The sequence below is a fragment of the Suipraeoptans intestinalis genome (assembly GCF_009696485.1).
In the GTDB taxonomy this organism is placed as follows: Bacteria; Bacillota; Clostridia; order Lachnospirales; family Lachnospiraceae; genus Suipraeoptans; species Suipraeoptans intestinalis.
In genome coordinates, this window is sequence record NZ_VULY01000020.1 from 1 (window position 1) to 2,743 (window position 2,743).

The window sequence follows — 2,743 nt, forward strand, 5'->3', positions numbered from 1 at the left end:
CAGACACCGATCCTTCTGGAAAGAGAGAACGGTATCCTGGAAGGACTGAAAGGCGCAGAAGGCAAGTATGAAGTAGTTGCACAGATCGAGGGACTGGAAGCAAATGACGCACAGACCAACGTAGAGACGGTACTTCAGGCACATCCCAACTGTAAAGTGTTTGTAACCATCGGAGCAGGATCTGATATCGGAGCAAACCAGGCGCTTCTGACAAAATACAACGGAAATATTCCGGAAGACTGCGGTATCTTCTCCGGTGATGCAACAGAGCAGCAGATGAGAGCCATTAAGAGCGGAAAAGAAGCTTCCAATACGACCGTTGGATTTGAAGGATCCAACACAAGAACAGCAAAAGCTTGTGTGGGTATGTATGAAAAGATCCTGAACGGAGACGACTTCTCCGGAGAGAAACACAATATCTTCAGACCATTTGTAGTCATCAATGCAGACAATGTAGATGAATACCTGGCAGATTATGACAAGAAGTAAGAAGAAATAACAGATCGTAAGTGGAGGCGGCTTTGTCCGCCTCCAATGAATATAAAACGGGAGAACGGTATGAGTGAAGAATACGTATTGCAGCTACAGCACATAAGAAAAGAATATCCGGGCGTTGTAGCGTTGAAAGATGTTTCCCTGGAACTGAAAAAGGGAGAAATTCTTGCGTTGATCGGGGAAAATGGAGCAGGAAAATCCACGTTGATCAAGACGTGTTCCGGAGCAGTGATCCCCACATCAGGAAAAATCATCGTAAATGGAAGAGAATATGACAGTATGACCCCGCAGCTGGCGGCAGAAAACGGGATCGCCATCATCTATCAGGAGTTTAATAATGTGGCGGAACTGTCGGCAGCAGAAAACCTGTTTTTGGGAAGACCCATCCGAAAAGGGATTATCGTAGACAAGGGCGGCGATGGAAAGAGAGGCGGAAAAGGCCTTTGCCCAGCTGCACATCAAGATCAATCCCAAAACACTCATGAAAAACCTGACGGTAGGCTATCAGCAGATGGTGGAGATCGCAAAAGCGATCCAGCAAAATGCAAAGGTGCTGATCATGGACGAGCCGTCTGCGCCTCTGACCAGCGCAGAGGTGGAAAGCATGTTTGAAGTGGTGGAGAGACTGAGGAAAGACGGGAATCTCTATCATCTATATTTCCCACAGACTGGAAGAGATCTATTCGCTGTCCGACAGGATCGTGGTGGCTAAGAGACGGGGAATATATCAAGACGCTGATCACAAAAGAAAGCCAGGTGGAGGAACTGATCCATCTGATGGTGGAAGAGAGCTGACAGAATCCTATCCCCGCCAGAGAAAACTGTATCGCCACAAGAATGTGGTTTTGGAACTGAAGCATGTTACAGGAACGGTGATGAAGATATCAGCCTGAAGCTCCATAAAGGGGAGATCCTGGCCTGGGAGGCCTGGTGGGCGCCGGGCGGACAGAGCTGGCGCAGCTGATCTTTGGAGCGGCCAAGAAAAAATCAGGGCAGATTTTCTTCAATGGAAAAGAATCAACCCGAAAAGTCCAAGGGAAGCAATAGATCTGGGAATCGCGCTGGTTCCGGAGGATCGTAAGCGGCATGGAGCTATGCTTGGGATATCCATCAAAAACAATATCAACATGCCGATTTATGAGAGAAATTCAACATTGGGCGTCATTCATTCCAAAAAAGAGATGGAGGTTGCCCAAAGATATAAAGAGATCTTGCCATCAAAACCCTTCGCTGCATCAGCTGGTGAAAACCTGAGCGGAGGAAATCAGCAGAAGGTGATCCTGGCAAGATGGATGGCGGCAAATTCCCAGCTGGTGATTTTTGATGAACCTACCAGAGGGATCGACGTGGGAGCCAAGTATGAGATCTACAAATTAATGAATGAGCTGGTAGAAAAAGAGGGCAAGACGATTCTGCTGATCTCGTCGGAGATGGAAGAGCTGATGGGGATGTCGGACAGGATTATCGTGCTGGCAGAGGGCAAGATGACCGGGGAGCTGGAAAAAGGTGAGTTTGACCAGAGCACCATTATGGCATTTGCGTCAGCAGCAGAAATCAAGGAGGTTTAATGGATTATGAATAACAAAGTATTGTATCACATCAAGGATAAGGCGATCTGGGTGGTGTTTGTTCTGCTGTTTATCGCGTTTACCATCGCAAATCCAAGATTTATCACACCCAACAACCTGATCACCATTGCGCGTCAGGTTTCCATGTACGGAATCGCATCCATCGGTATGACCTTTGTCATCCTTCTGGGAGGGATCGATCTGGCGACCGGTTCTATCATTACCTTTGTAAATATCCTGTGTGCGTATTTCATGGTGCATAACGGACTGAATATGTATGTGGCCATCCTGCTTTCCCTGGTGGTTGCCACACTGATCGGAACGCTGAACGGATTTATGGTATCTACGGTGGGAATGCCGGCGCTGATCGCAACCTTTGCAACGCAGACGATCTTTGCGGGACTTGCCTACCTCTCAGTGGCGGAAGCCCCATCAACGGGTTTACCGAGAAGTTTAAAATGATCGGACAGGGGTACGTAGGTCCCATTCCGGTCCCGGTCATCATTATGATCATCTGCTTTGCCGTGGGAAGCTTCAATATTTTCTGCTTCTGATCGTTACGGTCCGGGTTGGGCTTCCGCCACTGAGAAGGTAGCAAGTCCGCAAAGATCGTCTGCGTTGCAAAGGTTGCGATCAGCGCCGGCATTCCCACCGTAGATACCATAATCCGTTCAGCGTTC

Annotated in this window: 3 protein-coding genes and 1 pseudogene; all 4 read left to right on the plus strand. The window is 48.3% G+C overall.

Annotated features, from left to right (window positions below):
• Window positions 1–489: substrate-binding domain-containing protein (locus FYJ34_RS11435; RefSeq protein ID WP_154478919.1), on the plus strand; the 489-nt coding region annotated here is incomplete at its 5' end.
• A gap of 69 nt (window positions 490–558) precedes the next feature.
• Window positions 559–1,207: pseudogene (locus FYJ34_RS13230) on the plus strand (ATP-binding cassette domain-containing protein).
• Between the two features lie 382 nt (window positions 1,208–1,589).
• On the plus strand, window positions 1,590–2,063 hold the full coding sequence (locus tag FYJ34_RS13235) for an ATP-binding cassette domain-containing protein (protein ID WP_416389718.1): 474 nt from the start codon (window positions 1,590–1,592) through the stop codon (window positions 2,061–2,063).
• A gap of 6 nt (window positions 2,064–2,069) precedes the next feature.
• Window positions 2,070–2,525, plus strand: coding sequence for an ABC transporter permease (locus FYJ34_RS11445; RefSeq protein WP_235899499.1), 456 nt, complete (start codon window positions 2,070–2,072; stop codon window positions 2,523–2,525).
• The last annotated feature ends 218 nt before the right edge of the window (window positions 2,526–2,743 follow it).

Coding starts and splice junctions, on each gene's coding strand:
- FYJ34_RS13235 (WP_416389718.1), top strand. CDS start 1,590: ATGCTTGGGATATCCATCAAAAACAATATCAACATGCCGATTTATGAG.
- FYJ34_RS11445 (WP_235899499.1), top strand. CDS start 2,070: ATGAATAACAAAGTATTGTATCACATCAAGGATAAGGCGATCTGGGTG.